22 protein-coding genes and 1 tRNA gene are annotated in these 25665 nt (G+C 65.2%); 15 read left to right on the top strand and 8 right to left on the bottom strand.

Annotation, left to right across the window (positions count from 1 at the left end; all coding sequences use genetic code 11):
* Positions 1-2: 2 nt before the first annotated feature.
* Positions 3-962 (top strand): alpha/beta fold hydrolase, encoded by a 960-nt coding sequence (locus AB4037_RS15410; protein WP_441772120.1) that lies wholly within the window; start codon positions 3-5, stop codon positions 960-962.
* A 100-nt stretch (positions 963-1062) separates the two neighbouring features.
* Here the strand turns inward: AB4037_RS15410 and hisN are convergent, their stop codons facing one another.
* The 6 genes from hisN to AB4037_RS15440 all read right to left on the bottom strand — a co-directional run bounded on the left by hisN (position 1063) and on the right by AB4037_RS15440 (position 9046).
* Positions 1063-1848 (bottom strand): histidinol-phosphatase, encoded by a 786-nt coding sequence (hisN, locus tag AB4037_RS15415; protein WP_434959039.1) that lies wholly within the window; start codon positions 1846-1848, stop codon positions 1063-1065.
* A 370-nt stretch (positions 1849-2218) separates the two neighbouring features.
* Positions 2219-2527 (bottom strand): hypothetical protein, encoded by a 309-nt coding sequence (locus AB4037_RS15420; protein ID WP_434959038.1) that lies wholly within the window; start codon positions 2525-2527, stop codon positions 2219-2221.
* A gap of 117 nt (positions 2528-2644) precedes the next feature.
* Complete coding sequence (locus tag AB4037_RS15425; protein ID WP_441772121.1) at positions 2645-6109, bottom strand: AAA family ATPase; 3465 nt, start codon at positions 6107-6109, stop codon at positions 2645-2647.
* Complete coding sequence (locus AB4037_RS15430; protein ID WP_441772122.1) at positions 6106-7362, bottom strand: metallophosphoesterase family protein; 1257 nt, start codon at positions 7360-7362, stop codon at positions 6106-6108. Before AB4037_RS15430 ends, AB4037_RS15425 begins: the two co-directional genes overlap by 4 nt.
* Before the next feature lie 63 nt (positions 7363-7425).
* A complete protein-coding gene (locus tag AB4037_RS15435; protein ID WP_441772123.1) occupies positions 7426-7938 on the bottom strand; it encodes a DUF1993 domain-containing protein in 513 nt (170 codons plus the stop codon).
* 178 nt (positions 7939-8116) lie between these two features.
* Positions 8117-9046 (bottom strand): glutaminase, encoded by a 930-nt coding sequence (locus AB4037_RS15440; RefSeq protein WP_434959034.1) that lies wholly within the window; start codon positions 9044-9046, stop codon positions 8117-8119.
* A 464-nt stretch (positions 9047-9510) separates the two neighbouring features.
* Here AB4037_RS15440 and ffh point away from each other — a divergent pair, with 464 nt between their 5' ends.
* From ffh to rplS, 6 genes are all read left to right on the top strand, one after another.
* Positions 9511-11067, top strand: coding sequence for a signal recognition particle protein (ffh, locus tag AB4037_RS15445; RefSeq protein ID WP_434959033.1), 1557 nt, complete (start codon positions 9511-9513; stop codon positions 11065-11067).
* A 78-nt stretch (positions 11068-11145) separates the two neighbouring features.
* Positions 11146-11511, top strand: coding sequence for a 30S ribosomal protein S16 (gene rpsP, locus AB4037_RS15450; protein ID WP_434959032.1), 366 nt, complete (start codon positions 11146-11148; stop codon positions 11509-11511).
* Positions 11512-11764: 253 nt separating this feature from the next.
* Complete coding sequence (gene rimM, locus AB4037_RS15455) at positions 11765-12379, top strand: ribosome maturation factor RimM (protein WP_441772124.1); 615 nt, start codon at positions 11765-11767, stop codon at positions 12377-12379.
* Entirely contained in the window at positions 12369-13082 is a 714-nt protein-coding gene (locus AB4037_RS15460; RefSeq protein ID WP_441772125.1) for an HAD family hydrolase, read from the top strand. The genes rimM and AB4037_RS15460 overlap by 11 nt, the downstream gene beginning before the upstream one ends.
* Positions 13083-13093: 11 nt before the next feature.
* A complete protein-coding gene (gene trmD / locus AB4037_RS15465; protein WP_441772126.1) occupies positions 13094-13804 on the top strand; it encodes a tRNA (guanosine(37)-N1)-methyltransferase TrmD in 711 nt (236 codons plus the stop codon).
* A 129-nt stretch (positions 13805-13933) separates the two neighbouring features.
* Positions 13934-14302, top strand: a complete 369-nt coding sequence (rplS, locus tag AB4037_RS15470) for a 50S ribosomal protein L19 (RefSeq protein ID WP_434959028.1) — start codon at positions 13934-13936, stop codon at positions 14300-14302.
* A 161-nt stretch (positions 14303-14463) separates the two neighbouring features.
* Here the strand turns inward: rplS and AB4037_RS15475 are convergent, their stop codons facing one another.
* Positions 14464-16299, bottom strand: a complete 1836-nt coding sequence (locus tag AB4037_RS15475; RefSeq protein ID WP_441772127.1) for an extracellular solute-binding protein — start codon at positions 16297-16299, stop codon at positions 14464-14466.
* A gap of 128 nt (positions 16300-16427) precedes the next feature.
* The gene (locus tag AB4037_RS15480) at positions 16428-18368 is read right to left on the bottom strand and encodes an extracellular solute-binding protein (RefSeq protein ID WP_441772128.1); all 1941 of its coding nucleotides are present in this window, start codon (positions 18366-18368) and stop codon (positions 16428-16430) included.
* A 421-nt stretch (positions 18369-18789) separates the two neighbouring features.
* On the opposite strand from AB4037_RS15480, the gene AB4037_RS15485 reads away from it, so the two are divergent.
* The 8 genes from AB4037_RS15485 (at position 18790) to AB4037_RS15520 (ending at position 25665) form a co-directional block, all read left to right on the top strand.
* A complete protein-coding gene (locus AB4037_RS15485; protein ID WP_434959025.1) occupies positions 18790-19167 on the top strand; it encodes a VOC family protein in 378 nt (125 codons plus the stop codon).
* 143 nt (positions 19168-19310) lie between these two features.
* Positions 19311-19395: transfer RNA gene (locus AB4037_RS15490), tRNA-Leu, on the top strand.
* A gap of 122 nt (positions 19396-19517) precedes the next feature.
* The gene (locus AB4037_RS15495) at positions 19518-20228 is read left to right on the top strand and encodes an SDR family NAD(P)-dependent oxidoreductase (RefSeq protein WP_441772129.1); all 711 of its coding nucleotides are present in this window, start codon (positions 19518-19520) and stop codon (positions 20226-20228) included.
* Between the two features lie 209 nt (positions 20229-20437).
* A complete protein-coding gene (locus AB4037_RS15500) occupies positions 20438-21610 on the top strand; it encodes an alpha/beta fold hydrolase (protein WP_441772130.1) in 1173 nt (390 codons plus the stop codon).
* Between the two features lie 318 nt (positions 21611-21928).
* Positions 21929-22621 (top strand): helix-turn-helix domain-containing protein, encoded by a 693-nt coding sequence (locus AB4037_RS15505; protein WP_434959022.1) that lies wholly within the window; start codon positions 21929-21931, stop codon positions 22619-22621.
* 4 nt (positions 22622-22625) lie between these two features.
* Positions 22626-23735, top strand: coding sequence for an extracellular solute-binding protein (locus AB4037_RS15510; RefSeq protein ID WP_434959021.1), 1110 nt, complete (start codon positions 22626-22628; stop codon positions 23733-23735).
* Between the two features lie 290 nt (positions 23736-24025).
* Positions 24026-24880 (top strand): ABC transporter permease, encoded by an 855-nt coding sequence (locus AB4037_RS15515; protein ID WP_434959746.1) that lies wholly within the window; start codon positions 24026-24028, stop codon positions 24878-24880.
* Positions 24877-25665, top strand: a complete 789-nt coding sequence (locus tag AB4037_RS15520; protein WP_149255407.1) for an ABC transporter permease — start codon at positions 24877-24879, stop codon at positions 25663-25665. The genes AB4037_RS15515 and AB4037_RS15520 overlap by 4 nt, the downstream gene beginning before the upstream one ends.

Consider the following 25665-nt stretch of genomic DNA (forward strand, 5'->3'; position numbering starts at 1 on the left):
TCATGCTCCAGCCCACCAGCGTGATGCGCCTTCACGGCAGCCCCGAGAATCCCTGTCCCGATGGCGCCATACTCGAAGCGCTCACCACCCGGGACGGGATCAGCCTGCGCACGGTGCGCTGGCCTTCGCTGTCGCCGCATCCCAAGGGAACCGTCTGCCTGTTTCAGGGACGGTCGGAGTTCATCGAGAAATATTTCGAGGTGATCCGCGAATTGCGGGCCCGGGGCTTTGCCGTGGCAACCCTGGACTGGCGGGGGCAAGGCGGATCCGACCGCCTGCTGGGCGACGGGCGCCTAGGCCATATCGATGATTTCGCCGATTTCGGGCCAGATCTCGACGCCTTCATGCGCAAGATCGCACTGCCCGAATGCCCCGGCCCGTTCTACGCGCTGGCCCACTCGATGGGGGGCGCCATCCTGTTCGCCAATATGCCGCCCGGCTCGATCTGGTTCGACCGCCTCGTCGTCACCGCGCCCATGATCGAGATTGGCCGCAAGCCCCCAGGTGCCCGCTGGCTTGCACGTTTCCTCGGCGGGATCGGCCTGGGACGGCTGATCGTGCCGGGCTGGTCGACCCGCCCGGTCGGGCTCAAGCCTTTTGACGGCAATCCGGTGACTTCGGACAAGGCTCGCTATGAACGCGCCGCCCAGATCGCCCGCGACGCCCCTGAGCTTGCCATCGGCGGGCCGACGATAGGCTGGGTGCGCGCCGCTTTCCGGGTGATGGACCGGCTCGCCGATCCGCGTTTTGGGGCGGATTGGCGGATCCCTACCCTGATCATGCTGGCGGGCGACGACCATGTCGTCTCCTCGCCGGCAGCCCAGCATTTCGCCTCCAAGCTCTACGCCACCCGGACGTTGACCCTGCCCGGCTCGCGCCACGAGATCACCCAGGAGCGCGACGCCATCCGCGAAGCCTTCTGGGCCGCCTTCGACGCCTTCATTCCGGGCACTCAGGTGTGAGTCCTGGGAGCGCGGACACCTGTCCGCTCTTCTCCTGGCCGCAAATGCGGACATCGCCCCATGAACTTCATGGAGCTGTGATGTCCGCTCTGCGGGGCCGTCAGCCGGCCTGCAACAGGGAGAGCGCCGCCGCATGCACGCGAGCATCGCCCGCCGCGACGATCCGTCCGCCCGCCTGGGCAGGACCGCCGTCCCAGGTGGTGATGACGCCGCCGGCGCCTTCCACGATCGGGATCAGGGCCGTGATGTCATAGGGCTGCAGATTGGCCTCGATCACCAGATCGACCAGGCCCATCGCCAGCATGGCATAGGCGTAGCAATCGCCGCCATAGCGCGAGAGCTTCACCTTCTCTTCCACCACCGAGAACAACGCCCGATCGGGCTCGGCCATCAGGCGGGGACTGGTGGTGTAGAGCACGGCGTCGGCGAGGCCCGCGCAGGAGCGGGTGCGCATGGTGCGCTCGCCGCCCGGGCCGCGATATCGAGCCGAGCCGCCATCGCCCGAAAAGCGCTCGCGCGTGAAGGGCTGATGCATCATGCCGTAGCAGGGCTGGCCGTTGCGCAGCAGGCCGATCAGCGTGCCCCAGCCGACCATGCCGGAGATGAAGGATTTGGTGCCGTCGATCGGATCGAGCACCCAGACGAACTCGGCATCGAGGCGCTCGGAGCCATATTCCTCACCCATCACGCCATGGCTGGGAAACATCGCCCGGATCTTCTGGCGAATCACCGCCTCGGCGCCACGGTCCGCCTCGGTGACGGGATCGAAACTGCCGCCGCCGGACTTGTCTTCCGCCGCCAGGGCCGAACGGAAGAAAGGCAGGATCGTGGTGCCCGAAACATTGGCGAGTTCATCTACGAAGGCTTCGAAATCCACCGGTGCCATCTTTTTCTCCGCGCGGCCAGAGCGCTTGCTTGCGCCGGACTCCCTTAGAGTGTTTTGCGGCCCGGCGGAATCGCCGGGACTTGCAAAGGCACGTCAATGGGGAGCCGGAGCAAAGAGCGTTTCGATCTGAATGGGCCTTGCTCTAGAGTAGAACGTCGCCGGAGAAAACCGGTTTTTTACAGCATCGGGCCCGATTTCGGAATCGTGTCCGATGCTGTAAGTTCTTGCTATCACATCGTTTTTCCGAAAACCGGCACCCACTTTTCGAACGATACTCTCAAAATGAAAACCCCGCCTCTCGGCGGGGTTCCGGGGCCTCGCTGCCGACCGCTGATGCAGGCCGGTGCGAGGACGCTACCGTGAAATTCTGTTAGCGGCAGACGCGCACACGCTCGACGTGATAGCCGTAGTCGTACTGGTTCGGCACGCGCTGGCGCTCGAACCAGCAGCGGGGCTGCACATAGACCGGAGCGGGCTCTTCATAGTAGCCCTCGTCATAGTAGCGATCACGATTGGTCAGCGCACCGCCTAGGAGCAGGCCGCCAACGAGACCGGCCGCCGCACCGCCGGCAAAGGCGCCACCACGGCCGTAGCGAGCTTCGGCGGTGCCGGTCGTCGCCATCGAGGCACCGGCAACAGTGGCAACAACCAGGGCCGATGCGAGAATTTTCTTCAACATAATCAGTTCCTCACGTGGGGCGCTCCAGAAGCGCCACCAGCGGTAGCTGCTTTGTGCCCTTGAACCTATGGGATGCATTTTAGGGGGTACAAGCTGAATGGACTATGAACGCTTCCGTCAGCTTTCGGACGGGTTTTGCGGGTCCAGCATGATGATGTCGACGGCCTGTCCCAGGCGTTCGCGGGCGATCTCTACCACATGGCGATGATGCGTAAACAGGATCTTCTGCAGCCCCGAGCCCTTGGCCGCCAACACCTGCAGCGCGGCGGCGACGCGCTCCTCATCGAAGGTCATCACCAAATCGTCGCCGATGAAGGGGGGCACCTCACGCCGCCCCGCCATGGCTTCGAGATGGGCAAGGCGAAGTGACAGATAGAGCTGATCCCGCGTGCCCTCGCTCAAGCCACCGATATCGGTGGTCCCGCCATCGGGCCGACGGGCGGCCAGGCGCAGCCTGTCGGCCTCGTCATAGAGCGTGGCGATACCGGAGAACCCGCCGGCGGTGATGGTAGCGAACAGGCCGCCGGCCCGCGCGATCAGCGGTCCCTGTTCGGAGCGTAGCTGGCGCTCCAGCCCCGCCTCCAGCAACAGGGAGGCCGTCTTCAGCACCAGATAGTCGCGGGTGATGCGGGCAAGGTCGGTGCGCGCGTCCTCCCGTGCCTGGGCCGCGCCGGCCGCGCCGGCTTCCCGCTCGATCGCCTCGCGCCGCCGCCGCAATTCCCCGAGGGCGAGGGCCGCCTGCTTGTCCGCTTCGATCAGGCCGTTGAGTTCGGCCTGCACGGCCTCGCTCTCGCCCGCGGCCTCGTCGATACCGATCTCGGCCGCTTCATGCCGCAACACTGCCTCCTCCAGGCCGTCGCCCTGTCCGCCCAGTTCGGCCCGCGCAGCGGCAAGCTCACGGCGGAGGCCGGCACGCAAGGCGAGGTCGGCGGCTAGCGCGGCAAGCGCCGCCGTCTCGCAGCCGGCCGTAGCGGCAAGGCCGGCCAAGGCATCGTCATGGCTACGCTGGGCCGCCTCGGCCTTGGTCAGCGCATCGCGATAGCGATCCAGGCTCTCCCGTGCAGTGCGACGACGGATCGCCGCGTCACGGGCCGCCGTCAGAGCCGTCATCAGGCCAAGAGCCGTCTCCGCCGGATCGCCGCTCGCCTCGGAGGGAAGCTTGTCGACCAGGCCCGCGGCGTGTTGCGCAAAGGTGGTCCGATCGTCGAGAATACTGGCGATCCGGTGATCGAGGCTGCCGAACTGGGCAAGCTTGCCCTGGACGGCGATCCAGAGTTCGCTCGCCTTGGCGGCCTCCTGGGGGCTCGCCTCGGGCGCCAGGCCGAGAACGGCGAGTGCGGCGGTCCAATCCGACTGGGTGGCGGCGCGCGCCGCCTCGGCCGCTTCCTGTGATTTTTCCGCCCGGGTCAGCTCGGCCTGGTTTGCTGCGAGCTGGTCGGCGAGTGAGCGGGCCTCGCGAGCCCCGAGTTCGAGTGCGGCAAGACCGTCCTCGATCAGCCGAATCAGGCTGGGCAGGCTCTGCGCCGGTGCGCCCGCAATGCCGATCTCGGCGGCGAGAGCCTCGAGCCCTGGCCGCTCACCGGCCAGACGCCGCCGGCTCCGCTCGATCCTGAGTTCGAGCTCCTGCAGTGCCTGGCGTTCCTCGCGCAGCCTTGCGAGCTCGGCCAGAAAGCGACGCATCACCGCCGGCGCCTCCGTCTTGCAGCCGAGCGACGCGAACAGCGCCTGCCAGGCCTGCCCCACCTTCTCGCTTTCCTGCAAACGCGCCGCGATCCCCACCTCAGCCCGCGCAAGGGCCGCGGCATCCCTGGCTCGCGTCCGGCGCGCCACTTCACGGCGAGCCAGATGCTCGGCCTGTGCCAGCCTGCGGTCAGCGAGTTGATCCACGGCGCCGACGATCTTGCGATAGGCCTTCGCCACAGCCTGCGAGGGCTCGGCGATTACAGCGTCGAACAAGGCATCGCGTTCCGACCGTTCGCGGGCCAGCAAGGCATCGTCGATCAGCCCGTCCTCGCCCCCGGTTTCGGCCAGAAGAGCGTCGGCTTCTGCGAGGGCTTCCCGCAGCCGCCTGACTTCGGTTTCCTGCTCGCGGGCTGTGCTCTCCAGCGCCGCCAACGCCTGCTCGGCCTGGGTAATCTCTGCCTCGGACGGCTCGCGCCAGGCCCAGAGTCTGGGCTCATCAGCCACCGCCGGCGACAGCCGCGCCAGCCTGTCCTGCTGCAGCGCCCGGCGACGGGCCAATTCGCCTTCCTGCTCTTCGAGGGCGCCGGCTTCCGCCAGGGCCGGCTGCATGGCCTTCAGGCGTTGGCGCAGGGGGCCGGGATCGGAGCCCGCCCGGACGGAGGCCGTCTTGCGTTTCAGCCCGTCGATCGCTTCGCGCGCCCGCTCGACGGCGCGCCGGCTTTCGCCGCCTTCGCGCTCGATCTCGCGCCGGCGCTCGGCCAGCACTCGGATGCGTTCGAGGGCGAGATCGTCCGGGCTCAACGCCGAGAGGGCAGCCCGGTCCTTCTGGCCGAGCCGCCGGGCCAGGTCGTCGAGGTCATCAGCGATTTGCCGCGCTTCCGCCTCCCGCCGCGGCAGATCCTGCATCGCCTTGGCCAGGGCGGCGCGCTCCTCATTGAGGGCCGTAATCGCCTCTCCCGCCGCCAGCAAATCATCATCGACGGCGATCGCGGCCAGGGCCCGCTCGGTATCACCAATCTCGCGCGCCAGGCGGGCCATGGCCTCGCGTCCGTTCTCGGCCCGGACCAGCGCCGCCTCGATCTCGGCGGCGAAGCCGTCGGGCAGATCCGGCCGGGTATCGAGAGCAGCCAGGGCCGCCTCGGCCTTGCCCATGCGCGCGAGCAAGGGGGCGACACGGCGGACGCGGTCGATACGGGCACGCCGGATTCCGGCCTGGCGCAATTGCTCGGCCAGGGTGCGGGCTCGCGCCTCACCGGCTTCGATCTCACCTTCGAGACTGCGCACGTCGTCGGCCCGCAGAGACTGCTCGCTCAGCGCCCGGCGGGCCTGATCGTACCGCTCCTGCGCCTCATAGAAGGCACGCTTGTTCGACTTGCGGGCTCCGAACAGCCCATCCGCCTCACCCTCCAGCCCGGCGCGAACCGAAACCAGGGTCTTCAGGCCGGAGGCCGCTGCAAACAGGCTTTCGCCCACCTCGCCCTCGGCCGCCAGCATCTGGCGGGCGCCCTCGCGCAGGCCGGCTTGGTCGAGCCCGAAGGCAGCCAGGAAGACCTCCCGCGAAATGCCGCTCAACAACTGTTCGAGCAACCCGTCGTCGAGCGGCGTGTCCTCGGCATCGGTGAGGGAATTCTTCAGCCGCTTGCGTCGCCAAAACCGCAAGGGTTCGCCATCAGCCCGTTGCAGCTCGGCGCCGACCTTCAAATCCTCGTAGCGATGCCTGAAATTGGCGGGGCTGCGCGGCTCGAAACCATAGAGCAGGTCGGTGATCGCCGACAGGGCCGAACTCTTGCCCGCCTCGTTCGGGCCATAGACGATGTGCAGATCGGCATCGGGACGAAAATCGAGACGCGTCCCGGTAAAGGGACCATAGCGATCGAGATCGAGGCGGGTGAGCTTCATGCCGCCTCTCCGGCACCGGCCTTGCCGCCCCGGCGCAGGCGCGCCAAGGCGACGGCGCGTGCCTCTTCCACCAGAGCCGTCCCGATCTCCTCGCCGCGCACGGCCTGGCGCACCTCGTCCGGCAATTTGGCCAGGATCTCCTCGACGACACCTGCAAAAGCCTCAGCGAAATCCGACTCGGCTTCGAGCCCGGCCAACAGGCCTTGCGGATCGGCAAAGCCGACAGTCTCGTCCATCGCGATCTGCGGCATCGTAGTCGAGAGTTCGATGCGCTCGATATAGAGGCGCTCGCTAACCCGATCGGCGGCGGCCTGGATCTCGGCTCGCAAATGCTGGCTGTCGGCGGCAAGTCCGTCATGAACAGGCGTTTCACCCGTCAGCGTCAGGCGCAGCGCCAGCGGGCGTTCGCCCGCTGCGGTAATTTCCTCCCGCAGGGCGGGCTCGACCCGTGCCAGCACCTCGGCGAGCGTCGTCGCCTCGTCGATCGCGATGCGGCGATGGCCCCAGCGCGCCTTGTCGAGCACCAGGGGGATGAGCGAAGCGACGGCGCCATCCTCGACCTCCACCAGCATGGCGCCTTTCGGCCCGCTTTCCCGCACATGACGGCCCTGGAGATTGCCAGGGAAGACGATAGGGGGATCGGTGGCGACGATTTCGGCCGCATGGATATGACCGAGGGCCCAGTAGTCGTAGTTGCGAGCCTTGAGATCGGCCAGGCTGCAGGGCGCATAGGAGGCGTGGCCAGCTCGGCCGTCGAGCGAGGTATGCAGAAGGCCGAGATTGAACCAGCCAGGCCGCGCAGGTGGAAAATCGCGCACGATATTATCGCTCAAGGAGCGCTCCGCGAAGCTGCGCCCATGCAGCGCGACTCTTAGCTCGGGCAGCTCCATGGTTTCGGCCTTGCGGGTGCCGAAAGAATGCACCAGGGGCGGCAATGTCACCTTGCGCGAGATCTGGCTTTCCGCGTCGTGATTGCCCTGGATCAGGTAGGTGGGAATGCCGGCCCGCGACAGGCGCGCGAGCTGGCCGGCAAAGAACAGGCCGGTGTGGTAATCGCGCCAGTCGCCGTCATAGACGTCCCCCGAGATCACCAGAAAGGCCGCCTTGCGGGCCAGCACGTCGTCGATCAAGGCTTCGAACGCCTCGCGCGTCGCCCGAGCGAACAGTGCCGCCAGCTCGGGCTGGCGAGCCGTCAACCCATGCATGGGGCTGTCGAGATGCAGATCGGCGGCGTGGACGAAGCGAAAGCGCATGAGCGCTTGTAGGATCGTTTCAGCCGCTTTGTCGAGGCAGCCCGCCTGGGCCCTCAGGCACCCTCAGTCGAACAGCGGGCCGAGATAGTCCTTCTTGCTGAGCTCAACGCCATTGGCACGCAAGATGGCGTAGGCCGTGGAGGCGTGGAAATAGAAGTTCGGCAGGGCATAGAAGTTGAGATAATCGTCCGGCTTCAGGTCGCGCTGTGTGCCGGCGATCTTCAGGCTGATCGTGCGCCCGCCGCCGGCCTCCACATCGGCCTGGGGGACGGAGCGGATGAATTCCAGCGTCCTTGCGATGCGCGAACGCAATTCGGCGAAGTCCTTCTCGTCATCGTTGAATTTCGGCGCCTCGACGCCGGAAAGCCGCGCCACGCACAACTTGGCGAAATCGCAGCTCGTGCTGACCTGCCGCGAAAGCGGCAGCATGTCGGCGGTGAGCCTGAGCCCGCACATCACCGCGGGATCGACCTTCTTGGCTTCGGCAAAGGCTGTCGCCTTGTCGAGAACCCCCGAGATAGCCCCCAGAGCGTGCACGAAAACCGGCACGGTGGCCTGGTAATATGAGAGCGACATGATTTCCTCCGCATCCGTCCAAAGCGTTTTGCGATTTGTTGGAATCACCAGGAATCGCAAAGACGCGTCGAAACAAAGAGTTGGAGCAAAGAAGCGTCTACGCCTAGACGTGCTTTGCTCTGGGTGTGGCCGGCCCCTTGTACTCGGCCGAGCCCGCCAAAGCTACGGTCCTTCGACCTCACGCCCCGAAGATCGACCAGCCCATGCGGCGAGTGAGGGCCTCCAGGGCGATGCGGCCGAGATGGGAATTGCCGTTGGCGTCGAGGCCTGGCGCCCAGACCGCGATCGAAGCCTTGCCGGGGGCCACGGCGAGGATGCCGCCGCCCACGCCGCTCTTGCCGGGCAGGCCGACGCGATAAGCAAATTCGCCCGAGCCATCATAATGGCCACAGGTCAGCATGATCGCATTGATGCGGTGGGCACGCTCGGCCTGGACCACACGGTGGCCGGTGGAAGGATTGCGGCCCTGCCAGGCGAGGAATCGCCCCGCCATCGCCAGTTGCCGGCAGGACATCGCGATGGCGCAATGATGGAAATAGACACCGAGCGTGTAGTCGACCGGATTGTCGAGCACGCCGAAGGATTTCATATAGTTCGCCAGGGCGGCGTTACGGAAGCCTGTGCGCTGTTCGGAGGCGGCCACCGCCTCGTCGATGGCGATCGAGGGATCGTCGGCGAGGAAGCGCATGAAATGCAGGATCTCGCCCAGGGCCTCGCGCGGCTGGTGGCCTGAGAGGATCAAATCGGTGACGGCGATGGCGCCGGCATTGATGAATGGGTTGCGCGGAATGCCCCTCTCGTTCTCGAGCTGCACGATCGAGTTGAAGGCGCTGCCGGATGGCTCGCGTCCCACCCGGCGCCATAGCCGATCGCCGGCCTTGCCGAGGGCGAGGGTCAGGGTGAAGACCTTGGAGATGCTCTGGATCGAGAAAGCCATATCAGCATCGCCGCCGACATGCGCATTGCCGTCGGCATCGATGACGGCAATGCCGAAATGTTTGGGGTCGACGCGGGCAAGCTCAGGAATATAGGTCGCCACCTCGCCCCGGTCGCTGTAACAGGCCATCTCCTCGGCGATTTCGGTGACGATCTCATCAAGCTGGGGCAAGGCGGGTCTCGGGTTTCGATGGCGGTATCCTCCCTTACCGCAAATCGGCAGCGGTTTGGAAAGAGGTGACCTTTTTTGGTGGGGTGGTGTTTCATCCCTCATCCCCCTGCCGGGACCTTCTCCCGCAGGGGGAGAAGGGTTTTTTGTGGGAGAGGTCGAGTTTGACTGAGCAGTTCCATGGTGCATCATACCGAGCCCGAATAGATCCCTTCTCCCCCTGCGGGAGAAGGTGGCGGCAGCCGGATGAGGGGTGAAACGCCGCCTTTCCTTGACTCCTGCGCCCGTATCCCCTATGTCCCGCATCGTTCTTACACAGTAAGACGCTCTTCCTGCCGACCATCCCGAGAGGATGGAGGCCAACGCCCGTCAGCGCGATGCGCCCACGGGCGTGTTTTGCGTTGTGCGTCTTGCCTTGAAAGACGATGGCTCCGATATCCGCATCGAAGCCAAACAGGAAAAGACGAATGTTCGATGGTCTCTCCGCACGTCTGTCCGACGTGCTCGACAAGCTCACCCGGCGTGGCGCCCTTACCGAGGCGGATGTCGGCGAAGCCATGCGCGAGATCCGCCGTGCGCTGATCGAGGCGGACGTCGCGCTCGACGTCGTGCGCTCCTTCATCGACAAGGTCCGCGCCCGCGCCGTCGGCGCCGAGGTGCTGAAGTCGGTGACTCCGGGACAGATGGTCGTCAAGATCGTCAACGACGTGCTGATCGAGACCCTCGGCGGCGACGGCCAGGCCATCGACCTGCAGGCTGTACCGCCGGTGCCGATCCTGATGGTCGGCCTGCAAGGCTCCGGCAAAACCACCACCACCGCCAAGATCGCCAAGCGCCTGACCGACCGGTTCGGCAAGAAGGTGCTGCTGGCCTCGCTCGATACCCGCCGTCCCGCCGCCATGGAGCAGCTTGCCGTGCTCGGCAAGCAGGTCGGCGTCGCCGTGCTGCCGATCGTCGCGGGCCAGTCCGCCGTGCAGATCGCCAAGCGCGCCATGGATGCCGCCCGCTTCGGCGGCTATGACGTCGTCATGCTCGACACCGCCGGCCGCACCACGGTCGACGAGGCCCTGATGGCCGAGGCCGCCGAGGTCAAGGCCGCCACCGAGCCGCATGAAGTGCTGCTGGTCGCCGATGCCCTCACCGGCCAGGATGCCGTCAACACCGCGCGCGCCTTCGACGAACGCCTCGGCATTACCGGCATCGTGCTGACGCGCCTCGATGGTGATGGCCGCGGCGGCGCCGCCCTCTCGATGCGTGCCGTCACCGGCAAGCCGATCAAGCTGGTCGGCACCGGCGAAAAGGTCGACGCACTCGACGACTTCCATCCCGCCCGCATCGCCAACCGCATCCTGGGCATGGGCGACATCGTCTCGCTGGTCGAGAAGGCCGCCGAGACGATCGACGCCGAAAAGGCCGCCAAGATCGCGGCCAAGATGCAGAAGGGTGCCTTCGATCTGGAGGATCTGCGCGACCAGCTGATCCAGATGGAGAAGATCGGCGGCATGTCCGGCGTGCTCGGCCTCCTGCCCGGCATGGGCAAGATCAAGGATCAGCTCGCCGGCGCCAATCTCGACGAGAAGGTGTTCAAGCGCCAGCGCGCCATCATCGACTCGATGACCCCCGAGGAGCGTCGCAAGCCGGAAATCCTCAAAGCCTCGCGCAAGCGTCGCATCGCCGCCGGCTCCGGCACCTCGCCCGAACAGATCAACCGCCTCCTGAAGATGCATATGCAGATGGCGGACATGATGAAGAAGATGGGCGGCGCCAAGAAGGGCGCGCTGGGCAAGATGGCCTCGATGTTCGGCCTGGGTGGCGGCATGCCGCAATTGCCGCCCGGCGCCATGGATGCCATCGCCAAGGGCCAGATGCCGCCGGGCATGCCCTCGGAAATGCCGAAACTGCCGCCCCAGATGCCGAATTTCGGCCCCGGTGGCCCCAAATTGCCAGGCTTCCCCGGGCTTGGCGGACCAAAATTGCCGGGCGGCCTGCCGCCGGGCTTCCCCTTCGGCGGCAAGAAGAAATAGCTGCCGAAACCCCTTGAAGACCATCCTGCCCTTTAAGACCATCCCTACCCTTTAAGACACTTGCAAACGGAGTAACCCATGTCCCTCAAGATCCGTCTCGCCCGCCGCGGCGCCAAGAAGCGCCCGTTCTACGCGGTCGTCGTTGCCGATTCGCGCTCCCCGCGCGATGGCCGCTTCATCGAGAAGCTCGGCACCTATGACCCGATGATCGCCAAGGATTCGGGCAAGTCGCGCTGGACCGTCGATCTGGAGTCCGCCAAGGCCTGGATCGCCAAGGGCGCCCAGCCGACCGACCGCGTGCTGCGTCACTTCGCCGATGCCGGCCTGCTGGCCCGCGAAGCCCGCAACAACCCGGTCAAGGCCGTTCCCGGCAAGAAGGCGCAGGAACGCGTCGCCGAGAAGGCTAAGAAGGCCGAAGCTGCTGCAGCTGAAGCTGCCGAGTAAGCTCGACTAAGCAAGGACGAAGCGCGATTCCGGCGCACACAATTTGTGTGCGCGACCTCCCCACGAAGCTGGGGAAGGTGGGCTTGCGCAGCAAGCTCGGAAGGGGTGCAGCCAGAATAGAGCACATGGAACGGGACTTTGGGTCTGCGGTTCTCGCGCTCTATTCTGGCTGCACCCCCTCCGTCACGACTTCGTCGCGACACCTCCTCCAGCTTCGAGGGGAGGCTCCCGTGCCCTTTATTACAAGGTCCCCATGCCCCCTGCCTCGCAAAACCTCGTTGTCCTCGGCGTTTTCGGCGCAGCCCATGGCCTCAAAGGCGAGATCCGGCTGAAATCCTATACCGAGGAGCCGCTGGCCATCGCCAATTACGCGCCGCTCCTCACCAAATCAGGCCGCCAGATCAAGCTGGCCAGCCTGCGCCAGGCCAAGGATGTGCTGATCGCCCGAGTTGAAGGCGTCGGCGACCGCACCGCTGCCGAACAACTCGTCAATCTTCAGCTTTTCGTCGAGCGCGCCGTGCTGGGCACCCCCGAGGACGAAGACGAATTCTTCCACGCCGACCTTATCGGCCTTGTTGCGCGCGGCGAGGACGGCAGCAGGATCGGCACGGTCACAGGCCTGTTCGATTTCGGCGCCGGCGACATCATCGAGGTGACCCCCGATGGCGCCAAAGGGGCGCAAGGCAGCGCCAAGGGGGCGCCAGACAGCGCCAAAGGAGCGCTTGGAGGGGCCAAGCCCCTGCTGCTGTCCTTCACCAAGGCCGTCGTACCTGAGGTCGACATCAAGGCCGGACATATTGTCGTCGTGCTGCCTGAGGAAACTGGCGCGGCCGATGAGGCCGAGGAGACAGGTGACGATGAGCGCTGATTCTATTTCCACCGGCAGCCTGCAAGGCGATTTCAGGCATTTGGCCGGCACGCCAGTCGCCGGCCTGATCTTCGACATGGACGGCACGCTGGTCGACAACATGCATGTGCACAATGATGCCTGGGAAGCCTGGCATCAGCGCCATGGCCTGCCCTTCGATCGCGAGCGCTTCTTCCGCGACACCGCCGGCCGCGCCAATCGCGAAGTGGTTGGGATGGTCAAGCCCGACGCGAGCGAGCACGAGCTCGACACGCTGGGGCTGGAAAAGGAAGCGATCTACCGCGAGATCTATCGCAACCAGATGGTACCGATGCCAGGCTTGGCAGCTTTGATATCAGCCTGCGAGGCTCGCGGGCAGAAGATGTCGGTCGCCACCGCGGCCACGCCCGAAAATGCCGCTCTGGTGCTCGATGGCCTCGATTTGCGCCGCCATTTCGTCACCGTGGTCTCCCCTTCCATGGGCTATCGCGGCAAGCCCCATCCCGACCTCTTCCTTGCCGCCGCCGAGGCGATGGGCCTGGCACCCAGCCAATGCGTGGTGTTCGAGGACGCACCGCTCGGCATCGAGGCCGCCCGCAATGCCGGCATGCGCGCCGTGGGCGTGAAGACCATGCTCGACGATGCGGCCCTTGACGGCCCGAACACCGTGTTTTCGATCAAGGACTTCACGGATGAGAGGCTGAAGGGCCTCTTGGGTTTCTGAGCGTTCGTCCCGTGTGGCGTGCCTCGATCCTCACCCTCTATCCGGAGATGTTCCCCGGGCCGCTCGGCGTCTCGCTGTCGGGCGAAGCCCTGGCCACCGGCACCTGGGCGTTGGAAACACGCAATATCCGCGATTTCGGCCAGGGCCGCCATCGCTCGGTCGACGACACGCCGGCCGGTGGCGGCCCGGGCATGGTCATTCGCGCCGACGTGCTGGCTGACACCATCGATGCTCTCGGCGATGACGGTCGCCCGCGTCTGTTGATGTCGCCGCGCGGCCTGCCGCTGCAACAAGCCCATGTGCGGGCGCTGGCGGCGGGAGATGGCGCCGTGATCGTGTGCGGGCGCTTCGAAGGCGTCGACCAGCGCGTGATCGAGGCGCGGAGCCTCACCGAGGTTTCGATCGGCGACTATGTGCTGTCGGGCGGCGAGCTCGGCGCCATGGTGCTGATCGATGCCTGCGTCAGGCTGCTGCCCGGTGTGATGGGCGGCGCCACATCCGGCGACGAGGAGAGCTTCGAGAACGGCCTGCTCGAATATCCCCATTACACCAGGCCCGCCCTCTTCGAGGATCGCGAAATCCCGGACATCCTGCGCTCGGGTCACCACAAGAACATCGCGGCCTGGCGGCGGGGCGAGGCGGAGGCACTGACGCGCGCGCGCCGGCCGGACCTGTGGGCGGCCTATGAGGCGCGACAGCCGCCGCCGAAAAAGAGGAAATAGATGCGCGGTCCCAGGGGTGACATCTCTTCACCGAATTCGGTGGACTCGCCTTCCGTAATGGCGTATTGGCACGCCTCCACTTAAAGCAAGAGCAAGATGCGTCCTTCGGGTACGCGCGGAGACATGATCATGAACCTGATTCAGACTATCGAGCAGGAAGAAGTTGCCCGCCTGTCGGCTGGCAAGGACATTCCTGAATTTCAGCCCGGCGACACGGTGATCGTGAACGTCAAGGTGAAGGAAGGCGAGCGCTCCCGCGTTCAGGCCTATGAAGGCGTCTGCATCGCCCGCAATGGCGGCGGCCTGCAGGAGAGCTTCACCGTCCGCAAGATTTCCTATGGCGAAGGTGTCGAGCGCGTGTTCCCGCTCTACTCGCCGATGATCGATTCCATCAAGCTGGTCCGCCGCGGCAAGGTCCGTCGCGCCAAGCTGTATTACCTGCGCGATCGCCGCGGCAAGTCTGCCCGCATCGCCGAGCGCGTCGACCACAAGAAGTAAGTTCGACGCATCTGACGGATTTCGACGCCGGCCTGGCAACGGGCCGGCGTTTTTGTTTGTGCAAGAGCGTCCCGGACGCATCCTGCCGAAAGTTGGACCGTCTTTGCGAGCGTGGCGAAGCAATGACGCGCGAAATGCTCCTCAGCCGAACCCGTGCAAAACTACCCCTTCTGCTTCGGCCACCACAGGCCGGGGATGCCGCGATCGTAGATCACGCCGGGATCGCCATGCTCGAACTCGTCCCAATAGGCGAGAAAATGATTGGGGCGGTTGTACATCGGCACCCAGTAATAGCCCACACGCAGCACGCGGTCGAAAGCGCGGCAGGCTGTGACGAGCGCAGGACGGCTGTCGGCGGCGACGATGGCATTGATCAAGGCGTCGATTACCGGATCGGCAATTCCGGAAATATTACTCGAGCCGGGAACGTCGGCGGTCTGACTTGAGAAGGGCCCGCGCATGTCTTCGCCCGGAGTCAGGCCATAAGTTGCACGACGGGAGACGATGTCATAGTCGAACGCGTCGGTGCGGCGCTGATATTGTGAGGAATCGACGGCGCGGAAAGTCGCCGCGATGCCGAGCCGGCCGAGATTCTGGATGAAGGGCGCCGTGATCTTATAGAGGAAATCGCTCTCCTCCAGGAATTCGATGGTGAAGGCCTCGCCCGTGCCGTTCTTGAGGATGCGGTTGTCGAGGGTCCAGCCGGCCTCCTTGAGAAGCCCCAGCGCCGTTCGCAGATTGGCACGGTCGAAGCCACTTCCATCCGAGACTGGCGGCGGCAGGGCTTCGCCGAAGACGGCGTCCGGCACCTTGCCGCGATAGGGCTCCAGTAGAGCGAGCTCGTCCGGCCCGGGTTTGCCCTCGGCCTTCAGCGGCGAATTCTCGAAGATCGAAGCCGTGCGCCGGAAGGAGGAATAACTCACGTTGCGGTTCGTCCACTCGAAGTCGAAGACAAAACCGAGGGCCTGGCGCACGCGGGGATCGGAAAACTTGGCCCGGCGCGTGTTGAAGTACCAGCCCTGGGCGCCCGAGGGCGTATGGTCGGGTACGGTCTCGCGCTTGATGCGGCCATCGCGCACGGGTGGGATGTCGTAGCCCTTGGCCCAGTTCTCGGAACTACTCTCTTCGCGAAAGCGGTAATTGCCGGCGCCGAAGGCGATGAAAGCCACCGAGGGATCGCGATAATACTGCCAGGTCAGGTGATCGAAATTGTTGGTGCCGATCTGGGTCGGCAAGTTCTCGCCCCACCAATTCGCCACACGCCCATAGCTGATCGCCTCGCCCACTTCGACCTTGCCCACCTTGTAGGGCCCGCTGCCGAGCGGGGCTTCCAGCGTGGACTTGACGAAATCGCGGCTGGACCACCAGGCTTTCGAGAAGATCGGCAGGGCGGCGACGATCAGGGGGAGCGAGCGCCCGCGCCCGGGCAGCAGCGTGACGCGCACCACGTCGGGAGCCTCCGCCACTGCCTCCTTGAAGAAGCGTAGCGGCTCGGCGATGAAGGGATGTCCCTTCTCCTTCAGAATGTTGAAGGACCAGGCACAGTCCTCCGCCGTCAGCGCGGAGCCGTCATGGAAGCTGAGGCCGGGGCGCAGGCGGAAGCGATAGCTCTGCCTGTCAGCCGAGACGGCCACCGATCGGGCGGCATAGCCATACATCGCATCCGGCTCGTCCACGGCCCGCGCCATCAGCGAGGCGAAGGTAAGGTCCATCCCCACCGCGCCCGTGCCCTTCAGGACGTAGATGTGCAGGCTGTCGAACGAGTTGAAGGACTGGTTGTAGCCGGTCTGGTAGACCAGCTGCGAGAAGGCGCCGCCCTTGGGAGCATCCGCGCGCACATAGTCGAATTTCTTGAAATCAGGTCCGTATTTGAGATCGCCAAAGGTCGACAGACCATGGCTCTCGACCTCCTGTCCCCGCGCGCCCACCGGCAGGAGCGCACAGGCTGCGCCGAGGAAGCCGGTCTTCAGGAGCGTGCGGCGATCGAGTTCGGCCATGGGCGGGGTCCTTGTGGGGGGACAGACGGATAGTTCGGGTGCACGGGCATCTTGCCCGTTCTTCCTATCCTGCCAGTGCGGCGGTTCAAGAATGGGCAAGATGCCCGTGCACCCGCAACACGTCGACGCTACTTCGCCGCTCCGGTCTTGGCGGCCAGGGCCTCGTCATACCACCAGACGGTGGGAAAGCCGCCGGTCGGGCTCTGCGTGGGCAGTACAGCCGGCTGGCCGAAGCGGTTCCAGCGCAAAGTGTGCCATACATCGTTGTACCACATCGGTACCACATAGTTTCCGGCGAGCAGCACCCGGTCCAGCGCCTTGGTGGTGGCGACCAGTTCGGCCCGGTCCTTGGCATAGACGATGCGCTCGGTCAGTGCGTCCACCGCCGGATCCTTGATGCCGATGATGTTGCGCGAAGTCGGCTTGTCGGCGGCAGCCGAGCCCCAATAATCGCGTTGCTCATTGCCGGGCGACTGGGTCTGGCCCACGCCGAACAGGATCATGTCGAAGTCGCGGTTGTTCTCGCGCTGGTTGAACTGGGTGTCGTCGACCACACGCACCGAGGCCTCGATGCCGATGCGCTTGAGATTCTCGGCATAGGGCAAGGCGATCTTGGTGAACGTATCGCTGGAGAGCAGGATCTCTACTTTCATCACCTCGCCGTTCCTGGTGTTGGTGAGCTTGCGATCCTTGAACTCCCAGCCGGCCTCCTTCAGCAGGCCGATGGCTGCGCGGATATTGGCGCGCTGAGCTTCGTCGCTGCCATTGACGGGATTGGCATAGGGCGTGGTGAACACTTGCGGCGGCAGCTTGTCCTTGAGCGTTTCGAGGACGTCGCGCTCCTGGCCCTGCGGCAGCCCCGTGGAGGCGAGTTCGTCGAGACCGGCGAAATAGGAGCCGATGCGCTTGTACTGGTTGAAGAAGATCGTACGGTTCAACGTCTCGAAATCGAAGACCAGGTTGAAGGCCTTGCGCACCCTGACATCCTCGAACTTCGCCCGCCTCAGGTTGAAGGCAAAGGCCTGCATCCGGCCGGATGTGTTTGAGGGGAAATCCTGCTTGACGATGCGCCCTTCCGTCACCGCCGGGATGTTGTAGAGCGTCATCCAGTTGGCGATGACGTTCTCCAGGCGGAAGTCGTAGGAATCGCTCTTGAACAGTTCCGGAAGTTGCTGGGTGTTGGTGTAGTAGTCGTAGCGGATCTCGTCGAAATTATAGTGGCCCTTGGCGGTGGGCAGGTCGACACCCCACCAATCCTTGACCCGCTCATAGACGGCCCCGCGCCCGGCCTCGAAGCTCTTGAGACGGTAGGGGCCGGAGCCGAGCGGCGGCTCGAGCGTGGTGTTGGCGACGTTGCGCGGCTTGCCGTCGGGCCCGTTGGCCAGCCACCAATGTTTGGGCATGACATAGAGCTGGCCGAGGATCTGCGGCAGCTCGCGATTGCCCTTGGTCGAGAAGGAGAACGTCACCTGGTCGGGTGCGCTGACCTCGGCCTTGGTGACGTCGTGATAATATTGCGCGGTCTGCAGGTTGTTGGCCTTCTGCACCTCGAAGGACCAGACCACGTCCTCCGGCGTCAGCTTGGTGCCGTCGTTCCAGCGCGCCTTGGGGTTGATGCGGAAGGTCACCGAGGAGATGTCGTCGGGAAAGCGCACGGCATCGGCGATCTCGCCATATTCGGTGGACGCTTCGTCCTGCGCTGATGTCATCAGGTTCTGGTAGACATTGGTGATGCCGGCCTCGATGTTGCCCTTCACGGAGACGCCGTTGATAGCCATCAGCGCGATATTGAAATTGTCGAAGGTGCCGCTGATCGCCAGCCGCACCCGGCCGCCCTTGGGCGCATCGGGATTGACATAGTCGAAATGGTCGAAAGCTTGCCTGTGCTTGGGCTCGCCCAGCAGGGAGATGCCGATGCGCCAGGGTGGTGTCGTGCTCGCCGTCGCCCCGGCAGGCGCTTCGGCCGGTTTGGCGGCCTCCTCCGCCGAAGCCTGCCAGGGCGCGAAGACAGTCAGGCTCATGAGGACGGCAAAGGCGGCCGAGGCGAGAGGGGAACGGACGGGGTGCATGGGATCTCCGTTGGTTTCCCTCGCCATGGGCAGGGAGACGGGGGGCGGCCGGGGCGACGCCGCTCGATTGCAGCACGGCTTGCGGGCAGCGCCCGCCAGCCCGCGAGGATTAGGAGCCAATGCGGCGGAAATGCAGCTGATTCGGCAAGATGACATCGTGTTCACCTCGAGCAAAGCACGTTCACAGCTGAGCAGTCGTTTTGCTCCAGCTCCCCGTTTCCCAACCGATCCAGCGGATTGCCTGGGGCCTTTGCGCTTCCCCGCGATTGCACCAAATCGCGAAGCGTTTCCGCAGGAAAGCGCGTGCCAACGCGCCCGGCCGGGCTTATTCTGATTGGGCAGTCCTTGCGCCGGACGGCTGCGCCGGTTTTCGACGCCGAGCGGTACGGGCCGGCAAGAGGAACGATCCGGAGGCACCGCCATGCTGGGAGACAAGCTCGCCGTCGCCACTTTGCCCGTGCGCGATCTCGCCACGGCCCGGCGTTTCTACGAGGAGCTGGTGGGGCTGGAGATCGCCTTCGAGCATGCCGGCAGCGCCATCGCCTACAAGGCCGGCCCCTCGATCGTGCTGGTCTACGCCTCGGCCAATGCCGGCACCAACCACGCCACCGCCGTGACCTGGGTGGTGGGCGACGACATGATCCGCCTGGTCGAGGCGCTCAAGGCCAAGGGCGTCGCCTTCGAGCATTACGAGATCCCCGGCACCACGCTGGAGGGGGACATCCACCGCACCGGCGACCTCGAACTCGCCTGGTTCCGCGACCCCGACGGCAACATCCACGGCCTGGCGAGCGGGTGATCCCGGGTGCGCGGGCGTCGCGTCCGTTCTTGGAAACGCCGCACGCGCCGATAGGAAAGAACGAGCAGGACGCCCGTGCACCCGAAAAGCCCGCAATCGCGGATTGACGCCGCCCCATCCCTCGCTATAGTGCCGCCCGCGTTGCCCCTATGGCGGAACTGGTAGACGCGTCCGACTCAAAATCGGATTCCGCAAGGAGTGCTGGTTCGATTCCGGCTAGGGGCACCACTTCCACTTCATGCTGACGGGTGTGCCGCTGCGATCAGTTGCGCGCGCCGCAATCCTCACCCTTCCCTCCCACTCCCGCCCGTGACACTCTCCCGGTCCAATCACACCAGGGAGTGCCCACCATGTCCTCGTCCCCCGCCATCATCGTCACCGGCGCCGCCGGCAATCTCGGGGCTGCGGTGGTGCGCGAGCTTGCCAAGGGCAGCGCCCCGCTGGTCCTGATGGAACGCTCGACGGACAAGCTCGAGGCGCTGGTCGCCTCGCTGCCCTCGGACACCCAGGTGCTGTCGATCGCCGGGACGGACATGACCTCGCAGGAAGCTTGCGAAGCGGCGGTGGCCAAGGCTGTCGAGCGGTTCGGGGCGGTGGGCGGGCTGGCCAACACGGTGGGCGGCTTCGCTATGGCGCCAGTCGCCAAGGCCCTTGCGCAATGGGATGCCATGCTCACCGGCAATGCCCGCACGGCGCTCGCCATCAGCGCCGCGGTACTGCCGGCGATGCAGAAAGAGCGCCATGGCCGCATCGTGCATGTGGCGGCGCTGGCCGGGCAGAAGGCCTCGGCCGGGATGGCCGCCTATGCCGCCTCCAAGGCGGCGCTGCTCCGGCTCACCGAGGCCATTGCCGAGGAATATCGCAAGGACGGCATCAGCGCCAATTGCGTGCTGCCCGGGGTGATCGACACGCCGCCGAACCGTGCGGCCATGCCCAAGGCCGATACCAGCACCTGGGTGGCACCGGAAGCGATCGCACGATTGATCGCCTTCCTGCTCTCGCCGGAGGGCGGTGTGGTCACCGGCGGGGCGATTCCGGCGACCGGCGTGCCGGCTGCGTGAGGCCACGAGGTTGTTACTTGGGAGCGCGGACCTCACAGTGACATGCTTGCATGTCGCGATGTCCGCTCTTCTTTTCGCAAGCTCGGCGCTTCCAAGAGCGGACAGGATGTCCGCGCTCCCAGGAGTCGCTGGATGTCGCCATCGGGCAATTGCCCGGCAATCTTCCAGCGCTATAGTTCCCTCCAAAATCCTGCCGGAGGAGGAACCGCATGCTGAACCCTTTCGTCCGTCTCACCCGCGTGGCCACGCTCGCTCTGCCCCTGGCCCTCGGCCTCGCGATGGGCGCCGTTGCGCCCGCCAGCGCCAAGGGCTGCGAGGATCTGGCAGCCGGGCGCTGCAAGGTGAAGCTGCCCGGCGGCATCACCATGGCCTATGTCGAGACCGGGCCGAAGGACGGGCCGGCGGTACTCCTCATCCACGGCCTCACCGACAATATCCGCTCCTGGTCGACCACGATGGCGGCGCTGCACAAGCGCGACCCCGGCCTGCATATCCTTGCCATGGACCTGCGCGGCCACGGCCAGACCTCGATGCCACCCCGCACCACCTGTTCGCCCGCGCCGGAAAAATGCTTCCGGACCAGCGATTTCGCCGGCGACATCGTCGCCTTCATGAAGGCCAAGAAGATCGCCAAGGCGACGCTGGCCGGCCATTCGCTCGGCAGTTTCGTCACCCAGGAAGTCGCCCTGGAGCACCCCGAACTGGTCGAGCGCACCGTGCTGGTGGCGAGCTCCACCAAGGGCGTCGACAATGTCGCCTTGCGCGACTACGTGCTCAAGGAGCCGGTGGAGGGCTCCTGGAAGAAGGCCCTGGAGGCCAAGGGCTGGAAATATCCCGCCGGCTTCTACATGCTCACCCCGCTGAAGGCCGATCCCAAGGCCGAGGACTGGATCGCCAAGAACTGGGTGGTCGATCCGGCGGCCGATCCCGCTTTCCTCAAGCCCTATGTGCCGGAGACCGCCAATGTCCGGCTCGGCACCTGGATCGGCGCCAGCAAGGCGCTGCTGGCCACCGACAACACCGAACGGCTGAAAAGCTTCTCCGTACCCGTGCTGGTGCTCTGGGCGACGCAGGACAGCATCTTCCTGGAGGCCGACCAGGCCTGGCTGAAGCAATCCCTCGGCGAAGCAGCCAAGGCCAAGGGCATCCCCGCCTACTGGAAGCGCTATGGCGTGATTCCCCTGCCGGCTTCCGGGGCGCAGGTCAGCGATATCGGCCATAATGTGCAATGGGGGGCGCCGGATGCCGTCGCCGCCGACATCGAGGCCTTCATCAAGACGGGAGCACCCACCAGCGATCTCCTGCACAGCGACAAGCCGCCGGCGCTCGACCACATTCTCACCGAACCTGGCAAGGCGGAAGTGATCAAGCTCGGCCAGTAAGGCGCCGAGACTTGATGGAGCAAAGTCGGCATGTTCAGTGGCACGCATGACGGTTCCGGGCCGGTTTGAAGAGACTGACGCGATAGTCGCAACGAGGCCGAGAAAAGCTCGGTTTTGTCATGCCCGGGCTTGTCCCGGGCATTCAGCCACCGCCGCGGTCCTGGATTGCCGGGACAAGCCCGGCAATGACAAAAGTCGAGTTCCATCGATTTTTCCGTCAGACCGGCCCGCAGAGGCCCGCCTCGACCATTCACTTTAAGGCTTGTTAAGTACGGCAATTCACTTTATGCCTTGTTAAGTGAATCTGCCGAGGCCCTGATGAAGCGTGCCGACGATCACAATGCCGACAGCGGTGCCGCGCCCAATCTGGAAGCGCGGCGCTCCAGCGTCCTGGGCCAGCGCGTCAAAGCCTTCCGCACCGCGCGCCGGCTGACCCTGCGCGAGCTCGGCGACCTCACCGGCACCACCGCCAGTTTCCTCTCTCAGCTCGAGCGTGGCCTTTCCGGCGCCAATACCTCCACGCTGATGGGGATCGCCAACGCCCTCGGCATCAATGTCGCCGACCTCTTCGACGAGGGCGAGGCTTTGCCGCACAAGGTCGTCTCCCGCTCCGAACGTCCGGCCTTGCCGGCCAGCGGCGGTTGCCACAAGACCTTGCTGTCCCGGCGCCCGCTTCGTGACCTCGAAGTCTATTCCGGCGAGTTCGATGTCGGCGGCTCCACAGGCGACCTGCCCTATACCCATGGCAATTCCCACGAGATGTTCCTGGTGCTGCGCGGGCGCCTGCAACTGACGCTCGGCCAGGAGAGCTTCATCCTCGAGGCGGGTGACAGCATCGAATATTCGTCCTCGACACCGCACAAGACGGCGAACATCGGCGACACGCCGGCCGAGGTGGTGTGGATCATCTCCCCGCCGACCAGCGGCGCCGCCGATCTCGACCAATATGTGATCCGGAAATCGCTCGCATCCGGGTCGCCACAACAAACAAGCGAGTCTCCAGAGGGATAATGGGATGACAACTGCAACGGCATTTGCCCGACTATCTTGCGCCAAAGCGATTTGTGCCGGCCTGGCCGGCGCCGCCTTCACTCTGCTGGCGGCATCGGGCGTGCAGGCCCAGAGCGCACCGCCGGCCGGCACCATCGGGGAGGGCTCGCTGAAGGACAAGACGCTGACCTTCGTCTCCTATGGCGGCATCTACCAGGACGGCCAGAACGCGGCGCTGAAGGAATTCGCCGAAAAGTCCGGCGTCAAGCTCCTGAACGACGGGCCGACCGAACTCGCCAAGCTCCAGGCCCAGATCGAATCGGGCAACGTCACCTGGGACGTCGTCGACACCGGCGACCTCGCGCCCTTCGCCTATTGCGGCAAGTACTTCCAGAAGCTCGACTTCACCAAGATCGACGTCTCGCACATTCCGCCCGGTCAGGTCGGTCCCTGCAGCGTGCCGGCCATGAATTACGGCATCGTGCTGATGTACAAGACCGACAAGTTCAAGGACCATCCGCCCAAGAACTGGAAGGACTTCTTCGACACCAAGAATTTCCCGGGCACGCGCGGCATCGATGGCAGCGGCGACCCACCGGTCGGCCTGCTCGAACAGGCGCTGCTGGCCGACGGCCATCCCGTGGACAAGATGACGCCCGAGGATATCGACAAGTCCATCGCCCGGATCAAGGCCCTCGGGCCCGATACCGTGTTCTGGAAAACCGGCGCCGAATCCCAGCAGCTCGCCGAGTCCGGCGAGATCGACATGCTGCTGATGTGGACCGGTCGCGCCATGACCGCCGTCAAGAACGGCGCCAAATACACCCCCGTCTGGCAGGACTGGCTGGTGGTCAAGGACCAGCTCGCCATCCCGGTCGGGGTCAAGGATCCCGCCGCCGCCCATGCGCTGATCAACGCCTATCTCGGCAAGAGCGCGCAGGAGGCCCTGACCCAGAAGACCTCCTATTCCCCGGTCAACAACGAGGCCAAGCCCGAGGTCGACGCGCAGGTGCAAGCCTTCCTCACCAACACGCCCGAACGTGTCAAGCAGGGCTATGGCTTCAACACGGCCTTCTGGACCGAGAATTTCCAGGCCCTGAACGAGAAATGGGGCTCGCTGCTGGCAGGCAATTGAGCGAAGGGATCTTTAAACCCTGCCCAGAGAAGCGCGACCAGCCTTCCCCACGAAGCTGGGGAAGGTGCTCAAACGGAGTTTGGGCGGATGGGGTGTGGCGGGCAGCGCAGCGTCATTTGAAGGTCTGCATACCCGTGGTGCAATCTTGTTTTGCTTGGGGTGCTGCCCGCCCCACCCTTCCCGACCTCGCTTCGCGAGGCAGCGCACACAACTTGTGTGCGCGCCCTTCCTTGTAGGCATACCCAGCCAAAGCGGAGCTTTTGCGCGTGACTGACACCATGCAATCCTCCATGGCCATCGCCCGGCAACGCAGGTTGAGGCCGCTTTCTGCCTATCCGTCGTTGCTGACGGTCCCGGCCGTGCTGCTGCTGATCCTCGCCATGGGCTATCCCTTGCTGACGGTGGTGGTGCGCAGCTTTGCCGAGCCGAGCTGGGGCCTGCAGAACTATGTCTGGTTCTTTTCCACCCCGGCGAACCTGACCGTGCTGGCGCGCACCTTCTCCATTGCCGCCTGGGTCACCCTGGTCTGCGTGGTCGCGGCCTATCCCTATGCCTATCTGATGACGGCGGTCGGGCCGAAATGGCGGCTGGTGCTCATTCTGTGCGTGCTGGTGCCCTTCTGGGTCAGCGGCGTGGTGCGCACGCTCGCCTGGGTCGTGCTGCTGCAGGATTCCGGCGTGATCAACACGGCCCTCCAGGCGCTCGGCCTCGACGGCATCAAGCTGATCCGCACCCCGCTCGGCGTCGTCATCGGCATGGCGCAGGTGCTGCTGCCCTTCATGATCCTGCCGCTCTATTCGGTGATGCGCAGCATCGACCTGCGCCTGATCCAGGCGGCGCGCAGCCTCGGTGCCAACCCGGTCCGTGCCTTCTGGCAGATCTACCTGCCCCTGTCGCTGCCCGGTGTCTTCGCCGGCGCCATCATCGTCTTCATCCTGTCGCTCGGCTTCTACATCACCCCGGCTTTGCTGGGCGGGCCGCGCAGCACCATGCTCTCCACTTTGGTGCAGAACCAGGTGCTGAGCCTGCTGGCCTGGGGCCGTGGCGGGGCGATGGGCGTGATCCTGCTGGTGGCGACCTTCCTGCTGCTCGCCATCGCCGCGCCTTTGATGCGCCAGCGCCACAAGCAGGCCTCGAGGAGCTGACGATGAAACCGCTGCGTCTCTTCCTCGCTCTGTTCTGCCTCTTGATCGCGCTCTGGCTGGTGTTGCCGACATTGGTGATCATTCCAATGTCGTTCAATCAGAACAAGTCGCTGGCCTTCCCGCCATCGGGCTTCTCCTGGCAGTGGTACGAGAACTTCCTCACCAATCCGGACTGGTCGTCCAGCTTCTTCAATTCGCTGCGCATCGCCACCGTCGTCGCCATCATCGCCACGCTGATCGGCACGCTCGCCGCCCTCGGCCTCAGCCGCATGAAGCATGCAGGGGGAGGCATCCTGCGCGCGCTGCTGATCACGCCGATGGTGGTGCCGGGCGTGGTGCTGGCGGTGGGGATCTATTCGGTCTACCTCACCTACAAGCTGGTGGGCACGGATCTCGGCTTCGTCATCGCCCACACCATGCTGGCGATCCCCTTCGTGCTGATCGCCGTCTCGGCCAGTCTCGAAATGTTCGACGTCAGGCTCGAAAAGGCGGCAGCCAGCCTCGGCGCCAACCGTTTCACCACCTTCCGCACCATCACGCTGCCGCTGATCGCGCCCGGCATCCTGTCGGGCCTGCTCTTTGCCTTCGTGACCTCCTTCGACGAGATCATCGTCGCGCTGTTCATCACCAATCCCTATCTGAAGACGCTGCCGGTGCAGATCTTCACCTCCATCACCCGCGACGCCGACCCCACGGTCGCCGCGGTGGGAACCATCGTCTTCCTTGCCACGACATTGCTGATCGCCGCCGGCCTTCTCCTCGGCGCGCGATCGAAGAGGAGCTGA

It is taken from the genome of Labrys sp. KB_33_2, from assembly GCF_052114505.1.
In the GTDB taxonomy this organism is placed as follows: domain Bacteria; phylum Pseudomonadota; class Alphaproteobacteria; order Rhizobiales; family Labraceae; genus Labrys.